At 56.3% G+C, this 22136-nt stretch carries 12 protein-coding genes; 4 read left to right on the top strand and 8 right to left on the bottom strand.

Annotated features, from left to right (window positions below; translation table 11 throughout):
* Positions 1-23: 23 nt before the first annotated feature.
* Together FTW19_RS09795 and FTW19_RS09790 are read left to right on the top strand one after the other, a co-directional pair.
* Positions 24-2210, top strand: coding sequence for a putative bifunctional diguanylate cyclase/phosphodiesterase (locus FTW19_RS09795; RefSeq protein WP_147647452.1), 2187 nt, complete (start codon positions 24-26; stop codon positions 2208-2210).
* 111 nt (positions 2211-2321) lie between these two features.
* Positions 2322-2675 carry a hypothetical protein gene (locus FTW19_RS09790; protein ID WP_147647451.1) on the top strand — a complete coding sequence of 118 codons (354 nt, stop codon included), beginning with the start codon at positions 2322-2324 and terminating at the stop codon, positions 2673-2675.
* Between the two features lie 88 nt (positions 2676-2763).
* Here the strand turns inward: FTW19_RS09790 and FTW19_RS26030 are convergent, their stop codons facing one another.
* From FTW19_RS26030 to FTW19_RS09755, 6 genes are all read right to left on the bottom strand, one after another.
* On the bottom strand, positions 2764-6783 hold the full coding sequence (locus FTW19_RS26030) for a right-handed parallel beta-helix repeat-containing protein (RefSeq protein ID WP_222705558.1): 4020 nt from the start codon (positions 6781-6783) through the stop codon (positions 2764-2766).
* Positions 6784-7451: 668 nt separating this feature from the next.
* Positions 7452-8324: an NAD(P)-dependent oxidoreductase gene (locus FTW19_RS09775; RefSeq protein ID WP_147647450.1), complete on the bottom strand. Its 873-nt coding sequence runs from the start codon at positions 8322-8324 to the stop codon at positions 7452-7454.
* Positions 8325-8342: 18 nt separating this feature from the next.
* Positions 8343-9350 carry an AraD1 family protein gene (gene araD1 / locus FTW19_RS09770; protein ID WP_147647449.1) on the bottom strand — a complete coding sequence of 336 codons (1008 nt, stop codon included), beginning with the start codon at positions 9348-9350 and terminating at the stop codon, positions 8343-8345.
* A 3-nt stretch (positions 9351-9353) separates the two neighbouring features.
* Positions 9354-10526 (bottom strand): L-rhamnonate dehydratase, encoded by a 1173-nt coding sequence (locus tag FTW19_RS09765; protein ID WP_147647448.1) that lies wholly within the window; start codon positions 10524-10526, stop codon positions 9354-9356.
* Positions 10523-11806, bottom strand: a complete 1284-nt coding sequence (locus FTW19_RS09760; protein ID WP_246153660.1) for an MFS transporter — start codon at positions 11804-11806, stop codon at positions 10523-10525. Before FTW19_RS09760 ends, FTW19_RS09765 begins: the two co-directional genes overlap by 4 nt.
* A gap of 12 nt (positions 11807-11818) precedes the next feature.
* Complete coding sequence (locus FTW19_RS09755) at positions 11819-13537, bottom strand: GH39 family glycosyl hydrolase (protein ID WP_147647447.1); 1719 nt, start codon at positions 13535-13537, stop codon at positions 11819-11821.
* A gap of 89 nt (positions 13538-13626) precedes the next feature.
* Here FTW19_RS09755 and FTW19_RS09750 point away from each other — a divergent pair, with 89 nt between their 5' ends.
* The gene (locus FTW19_RS09750; RefSeq protein ID WP_147647446.1) at positions 13627-14490 is read left to right on the top strand and encodes a FadR/GntR family transcriptional regulator; all 864 of its coding nucleotides are present in this window, start codon (positions 13627-13629) and stop codon (positions 14488-14490) included.
* A gap of 57 nt (positions 14491-14547) precedes the next feature.
* Here the strand turns inward: FTW19_RS09750 and FTW19_RS09745 are convergent, their stop codons facing one another.
* Entirely contained in the window at positions 14548-17793 is a 3246-nt protein-coding gene (locus FTW19_RS09745) for a TonB-dependent receptor (RefSeq protein WP_147647445.1), read from the bottom strand.
* A 440-nt stretch (positions 17794-18233) separates the two neighbouring features.
* On the opposite strand from FTW19_RS09745, the gene FTW19_RS09740 reads away from it, so the two are divergent.
* Entirely contained in the window at positions 18234-20132 is a 1899-nt protein-coding gene (locus FTW19_RS09740; RefSeq protein ID WP_147647444.1) for an alpha-L-arabinofuranosidase C-terminal domain-containing protein, read from the top strand.
* Positions 20133-20184: 52 nt separating this feature from the next.
* Here FTW19_RS09740 and FTW19_RS09735 read toward each other — a convergent pair whose 3' ends face one another.
* A complete protein-coding gene (locus FTW19_RS09735; protein ID WP_222705557.1) occupies positions 20185-22110 on the bottom strand; it encodes an alpha-L-fucosidase in 1926 nt (641 codons plus the stop codon).
* Between the last annotated feature and the right edge of the window lie 26 nt (positions 22111-22136).

Genomic DNA, 22136 nt, shown 5'->3' with positions numbered 1-22136 from the left:
CAGCTCGAATGGGCTCATAAACGATGAAACTCAACCTTCAAATCCGCGACCTCCCTATCCGGCAGAAGCTGCGGCTGCTGGTGATCGGCTCGACGCTGCTTGCGCTGACGCTGGCGCTGATCGGCTTCTCCGTCTATGAACGGGCGCAGTTCCGGACCTCCGCTGAAGCGGAACTCAAAACACTTGCCGGCACCGTCGGGTCGAATGCGGCTGCATCGCTTGCTTTCAGTGATTCCCGTACGGCCGAGCAAATTCTTCATGCGCTCGCCCAGGCCTCGGACATCAGCGGCGCATATCTCTATGACATCGATGGCTCCCTTTTCGCTCGGTACGACAGGGCTACGGAGCACGCGGGGCCGGCGCCCGCGCTTCCAGTCAAGGAAGGGGCACACTTCGCCGACGATCGTCTGCTGCTCGCACGGCCAGTTTACCTGGATGGCGAAAAAACAGGCTCAATTCTCATTGTCTCTACGCTCGACGGGTTCCACGTCAAACTTCGCCGCTATCTTCTGATCGCCTCTCTGGTACTTTTCATCTCCATTTGCATTACCTACCTGATCTCCGGATTGCTGGTTTCCGCGATTGGTGGACCGATTGCTCGCCTGGCCGGGCTTGTAACCCAGGTCGCCGACAGCAAAGACTACTCGCTGCGCGCCCAGGCCGGAGGATCCGATGAAGTTGGAAGCCTGATCCAGTCCTTCAACCAGATGCTGGAGAAGATCGAGGAAAGAGACTTCGCCCTGCACAATGCGAACGGCGTGCTGGAGAGCAAGGTCCAGGAGCGGACAGCTGCACTACAGAAAGAGATCATCGAGCGGAAACAGGCAGAAGCCAAGCTGCTCTATGAGGCGCACCATGACTCCCTGACACACGTTGCCAACCGCCGCTACTTCGTCGAGCACCTCTCCAGAACCGTCGCTCCGGAAAACAGGGATGGGGAGACGAAGTTCGCCGTTCTTTTTATTGATATCGACAGGTTCAAAACCATCAATGACACCATTGGGCATATTGCCGGCGACGAACTTATCAAGGAGATCGCAAAACGGCTTCTCTACTGCGCCGCCCGCCATAGAGCGCTCGACGAAGGCGCGGCAGCCCGTCTGAACTCAGATGTTGTTGCCAGAATCGGCGGAGATGAATTCGTAATTCTTTTGAATCCCATCGATACTACTGCCGATGTCGAACTCCTTGCCGAATCGATTATTGCGGAACTCTCGCTTCCGATCTTCGTCGCGGACGAAGAGGTTATAGTGACAGCCAGCATTGGGTCATCCGTCAGCGATGTCGGTATGGATAACGCCAAGGACGTGCTGACAGATGCCGATACCGCAATGTATGAGGCCAAACTGGAAGGCCGTGGAAAACATCGGATCTGTGATCCGGAGCTTCATAACAGAGGTGTCAATCGGCGTAAGTTGGAAAGTGACCTGCGGAGCGCCTTTGAGCGCGAACAGTTCCGCATCCATTACCAGCCGATTGTCTCTCTCGATACAGAAACCGTACATGGATTTGAAGCTCTCCTGCGATGGGACCGGCCGGGAATCGGCATCGTCGCTCCGGGGCACTTTATCTCCGCTGCCGAAGAGATGGGGCTGATTATTCCGCTCGGAGCCTGGGTGATGCGCCAGGCCTGCGCCCAGATCGAAGAGTGGAACCGCCGCTTCAATACTCGCTTCAAGGTTTCGGTGAACGTCTCGGCAAAGCAGTTTGCGGATCCGGATCTTCTGAACTCTATCTCGTCCATGCTCGAAGAGACACGTCTTGCGCCGGAGTTCATGACCGTTGAAATCACTGAGACTCTCACAATGACCAATGCGGCTCAGGCGGAAATCACTCTCAAAAAGCTGAAGGAGATCGGAGTCGGGCTTAGCTGCGACGACTTCGGAACGGGCTTTTCCTCGCTGAGCTATCTTCACCATTTCCCTTTAGATACGCTGAAGATCGACCGGTCCTTCATCTCGTCGGTGGACTCTCCCCGCAATCCAAGCGGGATCGTTGAGTTGATCATTACTCTCGGTCACCAATTGGGGATGGAGTTGGTCGCAGAAGGAATCGAGACCAAGGAACAGGTCGACAAGATACGGTCTCTAGGATGCGAATTCGCGCAGGGATATTTTTTCTCCTATCCCCTGACGCCCGAAGCGATTACAAATTCCCTCTCTCAAGCAGATTCCGGTACAGAGCTTTCTGCCCTGCTCGCACTTCAATAAACAGGCCAAGACGCAAAATGTAAGGCTGATGAGAGGATTTTCAGAATCCCGTGAAGAAAGAATCGGGCACTGGTAGCGACAGATGTCAAACTCCTCTTCGCGTTCCTTCTGATGATCGTCGTCGTTCTTACCAACATCCTGCTTCGGCCGCTCGCCCGCTTACTACACCCTGTTCTAACCTCAACTGCGCCCACGGAAGCGACGTACGAAATCTCCCTCAACTGCCGCTCCCAGGATGAAGCACATCTGCGAGCCTTGCTGCTGAGAACCATTGCGCAGACCACAGCAGTGCTGCAATCGTTGCATAGCGAAGATACCGAGCCTGCAAATTGCATGCAGATCAAGGCTATCTTCCATACGACAGGACGTCACACGGATATCGCCGAAGAGCTCGTTCGCCGGCTCCCCTTTGAGAGCAGCGTCTCCGCTATCAACTGGACGCTGCAGCCTGCTCATCTGGAATAAATCCTCAGATTTGATCCATCTGAGCCGGTGAAAAATGGAAGGTCCTGCCGGGTTACCGGCAGGACCTCCCGACTGCCACACGCACCAGTTAGAACTGCGCAATCACCCAGGTTGATGCTCCACCGGCGTCAATGCCCCACCCCGTCTGGCCACTTTCAAATCCGGGATGTGACAAGACATTGGTTCCTCCAGCAACCCCCATGAAACAGTCGTCGGCGATGAGCGTGCCGGCTCCCGGATAGGAATCCTTGAGCTGGAACCTCAAGCCTGTGTGGCTTCCCGTGCTGAAGGCCGGAGTTGAGCACTGCGTCCACGTGGAAGTTGCCGTGCACTTCACAGTAGCCAGGTTGGTGGAGTTGTACATCGCATCCAGTTCCACAGAACCCGATCCTTTGATCCATACACTCGCAACATAGGTTTGGTTGGCTGCCACCGATATCTGCTGATGTATAGAGGTCCAGTTTGGGCTGGCCGGCACTGTGACCTGCAGACACCAGAGCCCTGTCCGGCAATTACCGCTTCCCGAATAGGCGCCGATGCTTAGGGGTGTCGTTAGCGGATTCTGATAGTAATCCACTCCGCCATTGTTAGTAACGGCCACTCCTGCTCCCGCGGCTGGAGATCCCGGCTGCAACGCGTACCCTGCAGGGCAAGGTTGAGGACCGTTCGCCAGGGACGCCGTCCAGGTGCATGTGCCGCCATTGCCGGCGCCACTGAGCAGAGGATCGCCATACACTGGACTTGATTCGCTACCTGAAGATGCCCACGAAGACGCAGTGGTATAGGTGGTTCCATTCCATACCCACTGTGGATTGTTGGGAGTGTAGTAGAGATTATTGCTAAAGGTGAGCCCGCTGATCGTATTCACGTCACGGAGAAACTCCACATTGTTGGCGGAGTTTGGATTCGCCATATAGCAGATGTTGTTCTCGATCATCGATCCCGATGCAAATGTGCCAGATCCATTCCACATCGGCAGGTAAAAGCACGCACTTGGATCTGTCGAGATAGACGATTGCGCGATGTTGTTGAGGAAGGTATTGCCATAGACATATACGGGATTCGGTGCAGGGTTCGGCGTCAAGCCAAAGAGCCCACCGATACCGCGCACCAGGTCATCGTTCTCGGAGATGTTATAGCGGAAGGTATTTGGTCCCCAAGTGGTGCCGCTGGGATTGCCGTCATACCCTAGGATTCCCGCACCGCCATTGTGATGGGTGTAGTTGTATTGAACGGTTGAGTTGGTTGTGCCCCCGTCGAGATCGATGCCGTCCCAATCGCAACCAGTTGTGAATGCAGGCAACGGCTGTACGTTGTAGACCTCGTTGTACTGGACGAAGATGTTGTTCGCGTTGTAGGTCTCGATGCCGCTCGTTCCACCACATGTGGTTACGTTTGCCCCGACGTCATGGATGATGTTGTATTGGATGATTGCGCCGTTCATACCATTGGCGTTCAAGCCGGCATAAGGGGCGGGACTTCCCAGGTTATAGACGGTATTGCCCTGCATCAGGACGTTGGTGATGTTCCGCCCATATCCCCATCCGGCCACTCCCGCGCCATCGGTAGAAGTTGGATCTGTTCCATGGAGCGTATTGTTCAGTATCTGGATGTTGTTGAGTGGACCATTGTTCCCATTCAGAGCATAGCCAAGGATCCAGATCTCTCCTCCGCTCTGCCCGCCCGTCGTTGCAAACCCCGACACCTCAGAGTTTTTGACGGTCATTCCCTGAGTCGCCCAACTGACGGAACTGTTCTGCAACAGGATGCCCCAGTTCGTACTCGCTGCATTCACGACCTTCAAACCATCCACGGTGAATCCATTGATGTTATCCCCGATGATCGCCGCGGTGTTCTTTCCAGAGCAACTCGACGAGGACTGAATGGTAGCCACCCCTCCTCCATAGGAGGTCACGGTAAAGGGATTCTGCACCGAAGACGTCGGCACGATGGTTCTGGTGAAGACCAGGCATCCAACAAAGGTCTGGCCTCCCTCAAACGAGACGGTGCTTCCTTCCGGGTAGGTAAAGCTATTCACCTTGACGATGGTCTGCCATGGGGTTGATGACGTTGTGCCGTCATTACTGTCGTTCCCATTCGGAGAGACGTAGTACTGCAATTGCTGCTGGCTGAAGGTCGCCGCAGATGCCACGTTCGATGCGGCTGAGGTGCCGGCGCCGTTCACTGCCTGCACAACGTAGTAGTACGTTGTGGCATGCGTTAGACCAGTATCTGTGTAGGGAGAGCCAGCAATTCCCTGTGCGACGAGATTTGACGGAGACGGCGTAAATCCGCTCGTCAGGCTGCGATAGATGTTGTAGCTCCAGGCGTTTGTGGATGGGGACCATGTCAGACTTACCGTGCTCACAGATGTCGGCGTCGCAGTCAAACCACTCGGCGTTCCCGGAGGTGTGGTGCTTCCGCCACCGCCTCCTCCACCTGTACCCGAGTATGCTCCTATGCTCGGTGGACTGGTTAGTGCGCTTTGGTAATAATCGACACCTCCATTACCGGTAATGGAAGCTCCTGTTCCCAATCCCGGCGAACCGGATTGAAGTGCGTACGCCGAAGGGCACGGTTGCGGCCCATTGCCCAACAGGGGAGACCAACTGCAGGTCCCGCCGTTACCACCGCTGCTGAATAAGGGATCACCGTATGCCGGGCTCGTTTCCAGGCCGGTCGCTGTCCATGCAGCGAGAGTGGTGTAAGACGTACCTCCCCAACGCCAGGTTGGGGTGGTGCCCGCGTAATACAGATTGTTCTGGAGCGTCATCCCACTCTGGGTATATGGGTTGTAGTAAAAGTTCCCGCTTCTGCCGTACTGATCATGGTTATTCATGTAGCAGATGTTGTCTGCAATCAGAGAGCCGCTTGCCCAGGTTCCACCACCATTCCCAAAGTTGAAACAGGCGCTGGAGGTCGACTTTGTATTCTGCGAGATGTTGCTGAAGAACGTATTGCCATAGATGGAGAGCGCATTCGCCGGAGCATTTGGCACCACATCAAACAGAGCTCCCTGTGCCTTGGCCCAATCGTCATCCTCCGAGATGTTGTAGCGATAGATATTCGGGCCCCAGGTATACCCACTCGGCTTAGAGGTGTAGGCGAGAAATCCGCTGCCAGCATTGTGATGCGTGTAGTTGTACTCGACCAGAGAGTTGGTGGTACCTCCATCCAGGTCAATGCCATCCCAATCGCATCCTTTGGTAAAGCTCGGCGAAGGTTGAATGTTGTAGACCTCGTTATAGCGGATCGTGATGTTATTCGAGGTGTAGACTTCGATACCGGAAGTACCACCGCACGAGGTCACATTCGCACCGATATCATGCAGAACGTTGTACTGGATCAGGCCTCCGTTCCATCCATCGGCACCGATGCCTGCCCACGTAGTCGAGGCCACCATGCCATTGTTGTAGATGGTGTTTCCTTGAACCAGGACGTTCGTGACGTTCTTTCCGTAGCCCCATCCATTGACGCCACCTCCATCGGCGGAAGTCACCGTGGCTCCATGCAATGAATTATTCAGAATCTGAACATTGTTCAGCGGACCGTTGTTGCCGTTCAGGGCATATCCAATAATCCAGATCTCTCCACCGTTCGAACTTCCGCTTACCGCCCCAAACCCAGTCACCTCAGAGTTTTCAATCACGATGGTCTGGGTCGGCGAATTCGAGGTCTGGTTTTCCAGCAGGATTCCATAGATGGTGCTGCTTCCATTCACCACCTTCAACCCATTGAAGTAAAAACCGCTGACATTATCGACCGTCACTGCGGCCCCGGTCGTGCCGGAGCAGTTCGACTGAATCGTCGCAACGCCTGTACCGTAGGAGTTCACGGTAAATGGCGTTGAGGCTGACGACGCAGGAACGTTCGTCGTATTGAAAACCAGACATCCTGTAAAAGTCTGTCCTCCCTGGAATGAGACCGTGCTTCCCTGTGGGAAGACAAAGCTGTTGACCTTGCTGATCGACTGCCAGGGGGTAGCGGTCGAGGTCCCATTATTGCTGTCACTGCCATTCGGCGAAACGTAGTACGTTTGCGCTACCAGAGATGACACGAAAAACATCATCATCGCCGCAAGCCAAAAGACCTGCATGGGCTTTTTCATAAGCTCCTCCAGAAATAAACTTCGATCGTGCTGTTGCTGTATCGCGAGCGATCCGAACGCCGCCAAAAGGTGTGGAGACGCAGGAAGCTGCAGACGGAAGATCAGGAAGTCTTCAATGCCTCCCTTGTATGGTTCCGTTGGGGTGGATCTGGGATGTGGTCTGGTTCAAATAAGACAGCGAGGGTCTATCAACCATCTGGCGATAGTGCCGCTCGCAGGCTGCGTACATCTTGGGTCTGGAAACAAAAGGGCGCCGGAGGTGTGGAGGTACATCTCGAAAGATGCTTCATGGGTAGCCTTGTCGGGAGTCCAGTTTTCAAAACCGGTGGGAGACGAGGCTAAACCTCATTCCCCGCACGGCTGAGAACTATCGTTCCTGAGTCCTGCCCACGGGAAGTTCCAAGCCGTTACATAACGTAACAGCTCAGTATTCCCCGAAATTGAGTCATTGTTTCAGGAAGACAGGCCGCATCGTCTGCTTTAGACAAACGTTTGTGTTTGCGATGGGACGGTATCATACCCTCCCGTAAGGGCATCGGATCGCTCCAAGGCGAAGCGTTTTACCTTGCTTTAAAGCTGTGCTAGAGCATTTTTCCTGTTGCCGGGTATTCCGGAAAGGGGGCGTCATGGATGCGGAACCCCTACACTGCACCTACAGGAAAAATGCTCTATCCCTTACCGTTGCGGAACTGCTCCACGACGGAGGACATGTCCTGCTCTCCGTAGCCCAATTCTTTCGCTCTCTCCAGGAGGTCCAGCGTGCTGCCTGCCGTGTGGAGGGAAATACCGGTCTGCTGGGCATCTTTCTGCGCATACCCAACGTCCTTGCCCAGAAGCCGGAGTAGAAAATTAACCTGATAGTCGCGTTTCATCATGCGCTGAGACATGGTCTTCAGCAATGGGCTCCCGGGAGCGCCTGTGCTCAGCGCATCCAGCGAAAGCTCCATATCCAGCCCCGCGCGCTCCATCCAGCCGATAGCCTCCGCCAATGAGGCTAGCTGCACCGCACACAGGAAGTTGTTGACTAGCTTCAGGCGGCTTCCGCTGCCCGAGGGACCTACATGAACGATCTTCTTTCCCATGGCCTCCAACACCGGCCGAGCCGTCTCAAGCTCCGTCAGTGGCCCACCTACGAGAAAGGTGAGCTCCCCTCCGGCAGCCTGCAGTCTGCTCCCGGTCACCGGCGCATCCAGCAGCACGCACCCTTTCCCCTGTGCTGCGTGACCCAATTCCTGCACCCAGTCCGGAGTCACCGTACCGCACTCCACCAGGATGGCGCCGGCGGGCACCGATGCGAGCGCACCCTCGGCACCCATCCAGACCATTCGCGATGCCTGGTCGTCAGCCAGCATGGAGATCACGACCTCTGCGCCGCCAGCAGCCTCAGCTGGGGAAGCAGCTACCACAGCGCCGGCCTCCCGAAGCGTCTCGGCTTTGGCAGCCGTACGGTTATAAACCGCCAGTGAGAATCCCGCATCCAGCAGGCGCTTCCCCATACCGGCGCCCATCGTCCCCAAACCCAGCAAAGCAATCCTCTTCATGCCATTCTCCGGTTTCAGCTAGGCGAGTGAGTGCACGGTAATCAAGCGATCACACTGCGGCGTTGCTACCCGAAGTGGGTTCCGCAACGGACGCCCAAAGCCCTCGAACGCAACCTGCATCCAGTCGCCTTCTACCAGACTAACGTTGTTGCTGAAGCTAAGGGCGGCAGCACCTAGAAAGTGCACATGCAGGTCGCCCGGAATACGATGATTTTCGAACTTGAAGTGATGATGTTCCAGATTCTGGAGGCTGTGACACATCGCCTCTTCGCCTGTCTCGATCGCGGCAGACCAGAGCTCCTTCCCCTCTCTCTCGATCGAAACCCTGCCCGGCACCCGCGCAAAATCGTCGGTCACCACCAGCTCCGGCCCCAGAGAACAAGACCGCAGCTTCGAGCCGGCAAGGTTCAGGTAGTTTTTCTTCTCAAAAACATGATCTGAAAATTCATTACCCGCAGTAAACCCAAGGCGTTGCGGCATGCCCTCATTGTCAATGAAGTAGATACCGGCGACCTCGGCTTCTTCACCGCCGTCCTCGGCATAAAACGGCACATCGAGCGGTTGAAGATGAGCCCGCACCATCGTGCCGGTTCCTTTATAAAACCACTCCGGAGCAACGCCGACCTTACCTTTTCCGGGATTCCCCTCCAGCAGTCCCCACTGAAACATGCGCATGCTGTCTGTCATCGCCTCGGCCTGCATCGCATGCATGGCCTGACGCGACGCGGCGCTGCCCAGATGCGTGAGACCAGTTCCGGAGACGATGCAGCGCGACGGATTCCCCGGCACATCCACCGGCGGCAGCAGACGCCACTCCGACTGCCCTGAGTAGATCGGCTCATACCGTAACGTCGCGTCCACATCCAGCGCTTCGGCACACGCCGCAAGTGACTGTCGTACGCGAACACAATCACGCGCCAGATCGTATACGGATGACACGTTGCTGAGGCACATCAGTCCGTCTCCATCGACACGCGCGACCCGGCGCTGAACTCCGTTTGTAAGCTGAACCAGATGAAGAGCCATCGTTTATCCAATCACGTGGAATTGCCGCAGTGAATCTTCGTTAACCGTCAGACCAAGTCCCGGCTTACTCTCATCGAGATTGATGTGGCCATCGGTCGGGACCGGCTCGCCGTCGAAGATGTACCAGAACAGCTCGTTCCCGACCTCTACATCTACCTTGGGAAAAAACTCGGCGATCGGCGAGTTCAGGCTCGCCATCACGACATGATAGTTATGCATCTGTCCTGCATGGGGCACGACCGGAATCTGGAATGACTCCGCCAGGGCCGAGATCTTTCGTGCCTGGCTGATACCGCCAACGCGATTCGTGTCGAACTGAATGTAATCGAGGGCGTTATTCTCCAGGAGTTCGCGGAAGCCGAAGATGGTGAACTCGTGCTCACCGCCTGCGATCGGGACCCGGCCATACGCTTTCAATTCCTTATACCCGCGGGTGTCATCTGGGATGACAGGCTCTTCCAGCCAGCGCAGATGAAATGGCTCCAGCAGCGGCAGCATTCGCTTGGCGTAGTCCAGTGTCCATCCCATGTAAGCATCGGCCATGATATCGACACCGTCGCCGACTACCTCTCTTACCGTGCGAATGAGTTCCAGGTTCTTCTGCATGCCCTCCGCTCCATCAAGCGGCCCCCAACCAAAGCGAAGCTTCATCGCCTTGTAGCCCTCATTTTTATACCGCTGAGCCTCGGAGCGTAATTCAGGGATCGGCATCGCGTACAGGCGGCTGGCATAGACGGGAATCCGGTCTTTGGTGCGCCCGCCCAGCAAGCGGAAGACCGGTTGCTTTGCATCCTTGCCCAATAGGTCCCAGAGCGCTATATCCACCGCCGAAATCGCTGTGAGCGCTACCCCCTTGCGTCCAAAAGCCAGTGTTCGCCGATACATCTGCTGCCAGAGGAACTCGACATCCCAGGGGTCAGCACCGATCAACAGAGGCCGCAAATAAGTATCGATTAGGGTCTTGGTCACCATAGGCGACAGTGCCGCGTTCCCAAGTCCAACGAGACCGTTGTCCGTAAAGATTTCTACCAACACCCATCCATGAAAAGCGAAGTTACCCATCGATGCCTGGCGAAAGCTGACCAGATCCATGGGATTGGTGCAGAAGTGCGGGGGCAATGGAACCGTCTCACCTTCCCATTGCACGACACGTGTACGGACTTCAGTGATCTTCATGTGAGGCTCTCTATCTCCCGGAGGTCTTTTGAACGAAGTGGTTGAATCCTGCCTCCCAGCCATGCCAGAGCCAGGAAGCCGATCAGGTGGAAGGTACCGACAAGAAAAAATAACGCCGTATAGCTGAAGCCGTGCTGCAACATACGACCCGCAACTATGCCGAAGATCGCTCCGCCCATTGATCCACCGAAACCAACTAGTCCGGCGACGGTCCCAACTGCCGAAAGCGGAAAGACGTCCGCGGGAATAGTCATGATCAATCCCGACCATGACTGCTGCGAGAAGAAGGCGAGGCTGAAGAGGAAGATCGCAGCACTTACCGGAACAAAGGGCACCAGCATCACCACTGGCATCGTCGCCGCATTGATCCCAAGTACCAGCTTGCGCGAGAAGTTGAGTGAGCGCCCGCGTCGTAACAGCTGAGCGGAAAAGTATCCACCCAGAAAGCTGCCCACACCTGACGCGGCATAAGGAATCCAGGCGTAATAACTGACGTGTTTTATATCGAAGCCACGGGCGTCATAGAGATACTTCGGCAACCAGAAGAGCAGGAAAAACCATGCTGAATCGCTCATGAACTTGGCGAAGACCAGTACCTGGACGCTACGCACGCCTACGATCTCGCGCAGCGATAACTTCTCCGCCAGCAGGCGGGCATCCTGCGTACTCATCGTCAACGTGGCGGGATTATTGCGGTAGCTCAACGCCCACCAGAGTGTCCATGCCATACCAATCGCCCCGGCGACAAAGAAGACGGAACGCCACCCGGTGTTGAGGATGAGAGCGCCAATCAACGGCGGAGCCAGCACGGAGCCGAATGCGGTGCCGGCATTGATCAGTCCCATCGCCGTCGAACGCTGCTCTCGCGGCATCCACTCCGCGACAACGCGGGTCGCAGCCGGAAACGCTCCCCCCTCGCCCATGCCCAGCAGAAACCGCATACCCAGCAACCATGTGAAGTTGCGCGCGAAGCCATGAAGCGCACATGCCAACGACCACCACAGCATGATCAGCAGAAATCCACGGCTAGTACCGATGCGGTCCAGAAGCCGTCCTCCGGCGATATACATGGCCGCATAGGCCAGCAGAAAGGCAGTCTGTAAATACGAGAACTGCTGCTCCGAGATCGGTATCGACTGCTGGATAGCAGCAATCGCCACCGAAATCGTCTGCCGGTCGAAGTAGCTGATGGCGATCGCCGCTGTCACCAGTACGACGTAGTACCAGCGCGTCTCCAACAGACGGTTGTACTCACTCCGCATGGTCGTGGCCATCGTCATCGCCCTTTTCCGTTACCAGCTCACCTGTAGCAGTGAGATGGACTCGCGCGGCATCTCAGTGCTGACCTTGATCTGCCCGTTCACCACATCCATCCAAACGGGTGAGTCGAAAAGCTGCAGGCCCGCCTTATCCGCCAGCTCCGCATACTGTTCCGAAGTTGGATGCTGCGGGGATCCCATCGCCTTCCACACAGTGTATGCATTGCTGTGATTGGCATCGATGCGGAAGTGTTTGACCAGCACGCGCTTCGCTGTCACTGGAAGTCCAGTAATGGCGACGCTGGTCGGCGCCGCAGCAGCCGGCTCATCGGCATCATGATAGTTCCACAGCAGCACATCGGCACGACGCGTTCCGATGGTTGCCATTGCATCGACATCGGCGGCTTCGCGCACGCCACTCGCCACCAGGCTCTCCAGCGGCACCTTCCCGTCACTCGACGTCGCCACTCGGGTCGGACCCATCAGAGCAACCATGCGGAAGAGATTGAGAACGGGCTTGTTGACTCCATTCGAAGAGAGCGAACGGAAGCCTTCGAAATACTCCCGGTCTTCAAACTCAAACGACCAGCTCAGCATCGAGATCAGGTTGACCTTGTGCTTGTCCTGCAGTTCGAAGAGTGCCTTGTAGGCCGCCGCTGTATATGCGGGATAGAGCGTGCCGTTGCGATAGTTGTTTGCCGGATTGACCTTGCTGGAGCACGCCGCACATCCCTCCGGATCCGCCTCGCTCAGAATGATCGGCAGGTTCTTGAACCTGGCAAACGAGGCGATGGTTGCAAATCCGCGGTCTGCATCCTTCAGCTCCCGATCGATCCCCATCTGTACATGTCCGTTGGTGATAGTGGGCTGCCCCTTCACATGGAAGGAGATAAAGTCCATAGGCACCGCGCCACCCGTGGCCGCGCTCTTGCCCGTGTTCACATGCTCGAGGAAGTTCTGCAGAAACTTCTGTGCCTTGTCCGAACGCGGGCTGGTCGTCGCAGGCCCGCCGACCCTGGCTCCGGGCAGTGCAGACCGCACACCGGCAACCGCATAGTCATACAACTTCCAGTAGTCCTCGGGGGTGGCGTGCCAGTAGTCGATATCGGGCTCATTCCACACTTCGAAGTACCACTGAAGAACCGTCTCACGTCCGTAGCGCTCGACCAGATGGGCGGTCAGCACCCGCACCAGCTCGCCCCACTTCTTGTAGTCCTTCGGAGGATTGTTGGACGCTCCTGAGATGGCGCTCTTCGGATAATGGACCTGATATTCCTTCCGGTCCGGAAGCGTCGCTGCCAGATCCTTCGGCATAAAGCCGAGTTCCACCATTGGCCGGACACCGGCGGCTTTGTACTCGTCGAAGATGCCATCGATGATCTTGAAGTCATAGACCGGCTTGCCGTTAGCGTCTTCACTGTAGATGTTGGTCGAGCTCCACTTCAGCTCCGCCACTCCATTCCCGGAGGTCAGCAGGTGATGCGCGCGGATGTAGACCGGCACTGGGCTAAGGTCTCGCAGCTCCCCCAGCAACTTCTTTCCATCGCGCATGGTGGTGTAGTTGCCCTCGTCATAACCAAACCAGCTATAGATCGGCTTATTGGGCGCAATCGGCTTGGATAGGTCCACAGAAATGGCAACTGGCTTTTCACTCGATGCCGGTAATGGCGCAGGAACAGTGCCCTGAGCACTCACGACACCGGCAGACGCCGCCAACACAAAAGCCAGCTGGCTGAGTTTGTTGAGCTGCATTACATCCCCTTTATGCGAGGTATTCGAATGCGCCAAAGGTAGTACCATTAGAGAATCCCTGTCAAGCTCTTTCCAGCCTTCGCAGAAGAATGCTTGCTGCTCCGGGATTCTTCGTGCACCATTACGACATGCGTGGACGCGGTAAAACGAGATTGTCTCTGATGACGCCCGGGGGCAAGGACAAAGGAGATGTCACTCATCTTCTGATCCTTCGTTTTCAGCAAATGCTGAGCGACGGATTGCTCTCACCAGGGTCGAAGCTACCTTCTGAACGTGAACTTGCGCAGCACTTTGGTGTTGCCCGGTCGTCTCTTCGGCAGGCGCTTAAGGTGCTGGAAATCATGGGCGTCATTCAACAGAAAGTCGGGGACGGCAGCTATCTGAATCCCGACGCTTCTTCAGTATTGGCCGTACCGATGGAGTTCCTTTTCCTGCTGGACGACATCTCCTGGCAGGAACTGATGGAGATGCGTCTGATCATGGAGCCGGCACTGGCGGCACGCGCCGCCGAGCATGCGAACTCGGCCGATATCGCGCTTCTGAAACAGTCTCTCGATGATTTCGAAAACAGCAAGGGCGACCACTTTCAAATGGTCGCTTCGGACCTACTGTTCCATCGGGCCATCTTCATTGCTTCGGGCAATCGCCTGAGCGAACGGCTGTTTCACCTCATCCACCGGGCCATGCTCAATGTCATGCTGGTGACATCACAGCTCGTTGAGCTGGAACACACGCTCGCATTTCACAAACCCATCTTCAACGCCATCAAGCAGCGGGATGCGGAGCTGGCGCGGAAGCTGATGGCGGACCACCTGAACGATGCCAACAATCTCTTGCTCAGGGGCCGCCAACGAGAGTCGGAACGCGTGCTTCAGGAACATTTACGCACGAAGCGCGTTACGGAAAAACCCGCCAAAGTCGCGACACCTCGCCGCCTGAAGGCTTCGACCTGACGGAAGTCGTTGTCCACGCGAGGCCGCCCGCATATATCGCGGGCGGCCTTCTTCGGTTTAGAACCGATACTTCAGGGCGAGCTGGATGCTGCGAGGATTCACCGACGTGGCGCTGACCTGCCCTCCAGCCGTTGCATCGATAGTCGCATTGGGAGCTGCAAAGCTGGTTGTGTTCGATACATTGAAGAACTCCGCACGGAACGACAGGATGCTTTCGCCGGGAAGCGAGAAGTTCTTGAAGACCGACGCATCGTACTGACGGAACATGTCACTGCGCTGTGTATTGGCTCGCACGTTGCCATAGGTTCCGGTTGGGGCGACAACGTAGCGCGAGGTATCGAACCACTTCGTCAGCGACTTCCTGAAGCTCGCCGAGCCTCCCGCGGGATTCAGGTTCGGTCGCTGGCTGCCAACTCCGGTCTTTGCTACATCGCCCGAGACAACCGGGGTAAACGGCGTTCCACTGCGTAGAATAACGATTCCCTGCACCTGCCAGCCGCCGATGAACGAATCAAGAAACCCATTGGCATTGCCCAACATCTTTCTTCCACGCCCAAAGGGAAGCTCATACTGTCCGCTCATGGCCAGGTTGTGAGGCACGTCATAAGCAGCAAGCGCATATTCGTATGCAGAGTTCCCACCAAGCGCAGAAGCCTGGTTATACTGCAACGTCTTCGAATAGGTATACGCAGTAAGAAGGCTGAAGCCGCCATGAAAACGGTGCTCGTACTTTGTTTGCAGTGAGTCATAGTGATTGGTGACATCCTGCGTGTTGTACGTGATATTGCCCCACGGCTGATATGGCCGGCGAGACTGTACTGAAGCCGTACCTGTAGTTGGAGTGGGGATGTTGATATCGTTTGTTCCATTCAGGTGAACACCGCGGTTCCCCACATAGCCGATCTCAAGAACGTCATGATTCGAAAATTGTCGCTGGATGTTCAGACTGTAGTGGATGTTTGTTCCCATGTTCAGATAGAGCCGTGTCGGCGACAGGGTGGGATTCGCAGTCGTCGAGCCAAGCTTCGAACCCTGATAGTAGTCGGCAAGCGTTTTTACATTCGGCCCGGAGAATTGTGTCTGAGCAACCGTCTCCGCCAGGCGGAATGGTAGCGTGTTCAGGTTGACACGACCACTGGTTCCTTCCGGCTCATAGAACATTCCAAATCCAGCACGAATCACCGTCTTGTTATCCAGGGAATAGGCGAGCCCAATTCTTGGCCCGAACTGGGTTTTGTCCGTATAGGTTGCATTCTTTGGAAGTTTTGCCTGTGCCGTCGTCTGGATGTACTGGCCAAAGAACTGGTAGGCCGTAGGCGCCGCAGGCTGCGCCGTCAGGTCCGGTACAGTGCCGTCGCCGGAGACGATGATCGGCTTCGACTGGGATGGGTCGAAGGTTCCGACCTGACCTTTGTAGCCATTCAGCCACGGGGTGTACTCATAACGCACGCCAAGGTTCAGGGTCAGCCGTCCCAGGCGGATGTCGTCCTGCACATAGAACTGCTTCGACCACACCTGCCCTCCGAAGTTGATCGCGGGGAAGGCTCTGCTTCCGGTATTCGGCAGGCCCAGCAGAAAGTCTGCGTAGGCGTCTCCGCTTGCGCTTCCGCTGAAACCGAAGGAGCCGGCGTAGATCTGACTGTCGTAGCCCAGCCACTGATAGTACCGGACCAGCGTACCCATCTTGATGGACTGCTTTCCCTTCAAGATGGTGAAGTTATCGCTGATCTCCCATGCCTTGCGATCCTGCGATTTCGGGCGCTGATCGAACGTCGATCCCTGAATAGGAGAGTATCCGCTGAAACTGTAGTCGGGGAAGGAGCTCTTTCCGTCCCTCAGCGTCTCACTCAAACCGGCAATGCCGAACTTTGCGTTGAAGTCAGGCCCCTGCAGAAACGCCTGTAACCGAACGTGGCTGGGAAGGAAGTGCGAACGGATCTCGTTCACCATCGTCGCCCCGATATTCGTGATCAACCCCACAGCAACGTCCTGCCCAATCGAGCTGAGATTAGCGGTGCCCAGTGCAGGTGCGTTGTTTGGATCGACCTCGTGATTGGTCACATACACCCAGCGCGCAAAGAGGCGGTTCTTATCCGTCACCTGATGATCAAGCCGCACAATGTACTGATCGAAGTCGATCGCCTGTGATGGTACGGCAGCAAAGGTTCCCGATGAGGTGTTCTGCCGCGGGATGTACTGCTGAATGGCCAATGCCTGGGACGAAAGGCGGTTCGTGGGAATCGTATTGTTCGTAAACTGCAACCCTGTCTGCGGATCCGTGATTCTCTTCGCACCGAAGTTTCCAGAGCGCTGCGCATCGGAAGGAACAATGACGTTGACCACCAAACCATTGCGCAGCCTCTGCCCTTCATAGTTGACGAAAAAGAAGGTGCGGTCGCGGCCACTGTAAAACTTCGGAATAAAGAGGGGTCCACCAAGCGAGGCCCCGAACTGATTCCGCTTCAAAATTGCGCGGGTAGGAGAAAAGAAGTTACGGGCATCGAACTTCTCATTCCGCAGGAACTCAAATAACCCGCCGTGAAAACGATTCGTGCCGGACTTCACGGTTGCGTTGAAGAAGGCGCCGCCACGGTTATATTCGGCGGAGTACGGGCTCTGCTGCACAGAAAACTCCTGCAGCGCATCAATGGATGTCTGAATGAAGGTTCCGCCCTGATGCTGTTCGCTGACATCGTTGCCATCCAGCAGAAACGAGGTAGCGCTGCCGCGGATTCCGCTGATCACGTTTCCGTTCACGACCTCCGGACGGATCGCGAGCGAATTGCCGGTAGGCGGCAACAGCGCCGCTCCCGGCGTCAGAGATGCCAAACGGTAGAATCCTCGCCCGTTGATCGGAAGCTCCGTCAACTGCTTGTTCGTGATCACCTGTCCGACTGTTGCACTGTCCGTGCTCAGCAGCGGAGCAGTCGTGCTCACCTCAATCGTTTCGCTGGTTGAGCCGATCCTCAGGCTGAAGTCCTGGCGGACGATCTGCGCGACCTGCACCTCAATCCGTTGGGTCACCGCACCTTCAAAACCCTGCGCAGCGACCTTTACCGTGTAATTACCCGTTACAACCGACGTAATCACGTAGTCGCCGTTCTCGTCGGTCTTTGCCGTCTGCGTGATGTTGGTATCAAGATTCGTGGCGCTGATAGCGGCGTTGACCACAGCACTTCCCTGCGGATCGGCTACATGGCCAACGAAGCGTCCCTGGTCTACCTGCCCCAGTGCGGATACGGCCGTGAAGAGAGATGCAAACGCGGCACTTCCTAGCGACCTGGCAATTTTTTTGAGCAGCATATAGCGAACCATCACTTCCCCCCGATGCGAGGTACAGGCTTTCGAATCCACCTCTCCTCAAAATCGGGACAAAAGGTACTACCTTTAAGAAAAACGTGTCAACGAGAGTTTTTGATGAGGGCCTTTTGCCGGCCGGGAATAAGAGGCTTTCAGGCAACCATCCACAGGTCTTCTGCAACCATGAACAGATAAAACAAAAGATTTTCGCGGATCGGAGCCATTCGATCCAACACCAGTCGAGGGTCCCAATTTTTGTTTCGTAGATACCGGCCCAGCCCCTGCAACGGGACGATCTCATTCCCTATTGGTAGGCCCATTCGACGCCAATCATAGACAGCGACAGCAACGGGTTGCTTGACAAGGCTGATGCCGGCTCGTATCGTCGTCTCTTTAGAAAACGTTTACCCGAAGTCCACGCCCCAAATCAAACGGGAGACAGCATGAACACCCTCGCCAGGACAGTTCTTACGCCGCTCATTGCCTCCGTGTTTCTTGGTCTCGGTTCCAGCCAGATATCCGCACAGAGCCCAACCCTTAGAGTCGAAACCGACGCAGTCCTCTCCTCCGTGAGCCCCATGCTCTATGGCCTGATGACAGAGGAGATCAACTACTCCTACGACGGAGGCCTCTATGCAGAGCTGATTCGTAACCGCACCTTCCAGCACCGGGGCAAAAGCTTCGCCTCCTGGCTGCCGGCCTCTCGTGGCAATGGTGAGGTTGAGATCGATGCGGGCTCGGACGGTCCCAGCGCAGCGCTCAGCTCAAGCATGAAACTGACCATAAAAGCCCGCGGCGCCGGCGACGAAGCAGGAGTGGCCAATACCGGCTTCTGGGGAATGGGAGTTAAACCCTCCACCACCTACACCGGCAGCCTCTATGCAAAGACCAACTCCCCTATGAAGGCGCATATCCGCCTGATCGCCGATCAGACTGGAGAAGCTGTCGCGGAGACTACAGTGGATCTGAGTGGCGGAGCATGGAAGCAATGCGAGTTCAAGATGACTTCGAAGGCTGAGATCACCGCCTCCGCGCAGCATCATCTCGAAGTGCTCTTTGACCAGCCAGGAACCGTCTCACTGCAGCTGGTCTCGGTGATGAGCCCGACGTATCACAACCGCGCCAATGGAAACCGTCCCGACCTGATGGAGATGATGGCAGCCATGAAGCCAAACTTTCTGCGTCTTCCTGGCGGGAACTACCTTGAGGGCGACTTCATCAAAGAACGCTTCAACTGGAAAGAGACCATTGGCCCTCTCGTCGATCGTCCCACGCACCGGAGCCCCTGGAACTACACCTCGTCCGACGGTCTGGGCCTGCTCGAATTCCTGGAGTGGTGCGAAGACCTGAAGATCGAGCCTGTGTTGGCCGTCTATGCCGGCTACTCCCTGAAGGGAGAACACGTTACCGGAAAGGACCTGGAGCCGTTTATCCAGGATGCTCTCGACGAGATTGAGTACGTAACCGGCGACACCAGCACGAAGTGGGGCGCGGTACGGGCAAAGAACGGCCATCCCGCTGCCTTCCCGCTGCACTACATCGAGATCGGGAACGAAGATTACTTCGATAAATCTGGCTCCTATGACGAACGCTTCCAGGCATTCGCAAAAGCAATCCGTGCCAAATACCCGCAGTACAAGCTGATCTCAACTGCGCCCAACACCAAGGGAGATCCTGATGTGCAGGATGACCACTACTACAGGAATCCGGAGGAGATGTTCGCCCTTGTCCACAAGTACGATGACGCGGACCGCAAGGGACCGAAGATCTTTGTAGGAGAGTGGGCGACGCGGACCGGATCGCCGACACCCGACTTCGGCGCCGCGCTCGGAGACGCGGCCTTCATGGCGGGTATGGAACGCAATAGCGACCTGATCGTCATGGCCGCATATGCCCCGCTGATGGTGAATGTCAATCCAGGCGGCATGCAATGGTCGTCTGACCTGATTGGCTACGATGCCATACGCTCCTACGGATCACCTTCGTACTATGCCCAGGTGCTCTTCGCGAACCATCTTGGGGACCACACGGTGAAGACCACGGCGAGCGGGGAAAACCCACGCTTCTTCTGGTCGGCCACCGTCTCCACGGCGGAAAAAGTGCTGCATCTCAAACTGGTTAACGGATCGAGCTCGGCTCAACCGCTTATGCTCGAGATTCCCAATGCGGCATCAGGAAACGCTACGGTCTATACCCTGCACGGAGCCAGTCGCTGGATCACGAACACTATCGAACACCCCGACGTCATCAAGCCGGTGAAGTCGAGCGCGACCTGGAAGCCACAACTCTCTCGCAACGTGCCCGCAAACACGATCGAAGTCATCGATATTCCGCTGAAATAAACACCTTCAAAAGAGACTGGCCTGGCTGTGACAGCCAGGCCATTTGTCTTTTCTACTGGATGGGTTTCAGGTTCAATTCGAAGAAATGCACCGGTTCCGCGGAACCTTCCGCAGTAACGGAGATGTCCTGCAGGCTTCCTGATGCGATCTCAAATGTTCCGGCAACAGCGGTCTTGATCTCCTTCGGACCCGGTGTCGCTTCCACGGGAACTGTCAGAACATGGTCGGCCATCTTCACTACGAACTTTCCTCCGGCGGGATTGGAACCCTTCGGAGTCGAGTACTTCACCTCAACCTCATACCGCCGCGGCTTGTCCGAACGGACGTTCCAGGTCAGAGAGTTCCCCACCTTCTCCAGCCCATCCACGAAGTACTGTGCGGTCTTGCCGTCGCCGTAGACAAACCCATTTCCATGCGAGGCGGCATCGAAGCCCAGAAGCCGGTTCGGCCCTGACGTCGCCTGCAGTAACCGTCCCATCTGCCCCCGAACAGGACCAGCGGTCTTGAGCACGATTACGGTATCGACCGAGTCCGGAGCTGTTGCCGGAACATGCACCAGCAGGTCGTATCCTTCCACCGCGGTCTTCAAGGAATGCTTTGCGCTATCGCTCAGCAGATAGGCCTCTGTCACCTTGCTGGTTAGCCCTCCAACCAGAAGCTTTCCGTCGGACGGCCAGTTCATGACGTGCAGGTACAAAGTGTTTCCTTTGATGGTGGAATCCCCCCAGACCTGCCGGTCCAATGGAGTTCTTTCAGTGCCGTGAATGCTTTCTCCATTCACCGCCATCCACTTTCCGATACCAGCCAGGATCTCCGCGTCCGGCGGGTCGATGGTTCCGTCTCCCTTCGGTCCGATATTCAACAGGATGTTGCCGCCCTTTGCGGAGGTCTTCGCCAACAATTGGATGAAGTACGGTACTGGCTTGTGGACCGGATCCAGCTTGTCGTAGCCGTACGACTCATTCGTTGTCGGAATCGCCTCCCAGTCTCCCGGGGTCGGCCGCAACTCCTCAGGACGATCGGCCGTGTCCAGGTAGTCTCCGAGATTTACGCCCTTGGTCCGTGCAGCGCGTCCATTGATCACCACATTGGGGTCGGCTTCGCGGACCGCCTTCACAATCCTCGCCTGCTCGTAGAAGGGCAGCTTGCTGGGGGTGTCGAACCAGAGGATGTCCGGGTGATATCTGGCGATGAGCTCCTTCAGTTGAGGGATCGCCTTTCCATCGATGTACTTATCAACCTTGGCCACCAGCTCCGGATGCGCGTTGTACCAGTTGAGCCCACCAAAGAGTCCCTTGTCGCCTGCGGGATTCGTATAGTCCCAGTCGTTCCCTGGAGCATTGGGGTCTTCCCAATCGAAGGCATGCGAGTAATAGAAGCCGACGTGCAGACCTTCTGCCCGGGCCGCATCAACAAGTTCCTTCAAGGGATCACGCTGAAAGTGTGCAACATCACGGATGTTGTACTTGTTCACTTCCGAAGGCCAGATGGCAAACCCGTCGTGGTGCTTCGACGTGATGATGACGTATTGCATGCCGGCAGCCTTCATCTGCCGTACCCAAGACTTTGCGTCATACGCATCCGGATGAAATTTGGCCGCGACCTCGTTTTTGTAGGTCTCCACCGGAATACGGTTTACCCGCATGATGTGCTCGGCATATCCAGGATTCGGACGGTCCTTCCACTCTCCCCCCAGCACGGAGTATGCCCCCCAGTGGACAAAGCAGCCAAACCGGGCTTCCCTCCACCATTCCAGGCGCTGATCCCGCGTCTTCAAGGAGGCCGCATACCAACCTGAAGTCGCATCTTTGACGGCAGCAGCATCCTTGGGCGCGGCATCGCCGACCTTCATCGGCTCATTGCCTGTGTCCAGTTGCCTCTGCGCTTCATCCGGCGTCAAGTGTTGCGCGTACCCCACAGCGTGCAGCGCCAAAACCATGGCGGACGAACAGCAGACAGACCGGACAAAACCTCTCATACCCATAGCACCTCGAACGCTGAGCA

Source organism: Terriglobus albidus (assembly GCF_008000815.1).
Lineage (GTDB): Bacteria > Acidobacteriota > Terriglobia > Terriglobales > Acidobacteriaceae > Terriglobus > Terriglobus albidus_A.
Note: the sequence above shows the minus strand (reverse complement) of the source record. Positions and strands in the feature narration are given on the sequence as shown.